The sequence below is a fragment of the Psychrobacter sp. TB20-MNA-CIBAN-0197 genome, assembly GCF_040309765.1.
GTDB lineage: Bacteria > Pseudomonadota > Gammaproteobacteria > Pseudomonadales > Moraxellaceae > Psychrobacter > Psychrobacter submarinus.
Genome location: NZ_JBEOPC010000529.1, coordinates 1 through 275, shown reverse-complemented (window position 1 = coordinate 275; position 275 = coordinate 1). Strand labels below are relative to the sequence as shown.

Here is a 275-nt window from a genome sequence, read left to right as displayed (position 1 = left end):
ACACTATTCTTTGTAGCGGCTCACCATCGATATGCGCCACTATCTTGGTGACTGTTTGAGACAACTTTACGCGTTTAGTATCTTCATTATAGGTTTTACCAATAAAAGCCTTATTATCAATTGCTACTTCATAAGCCAACCTAATTTGACCAATTTTACTACCAAGATATTGGTTCGCTTTTTCACCTGTTGCCTCTTCCTGTTTGACGCTTGCTTCATATTGTCTGATATAAGGTAAACATGAGGACAAGCTATCGCACTGAGCATGAGTGCTG

General features: G+C 39.3%; 1 protein-coding gene. It reads right to left on the bottom strand.

Annotated elements, in window-relative coordinates:
* Window positions 1–275 (bottom strand): hypothetical protein (locus AAEY83_RS14810; protein WP_351060076.1); only part of this gene is annotated, 275 nt, incomplete at both ends.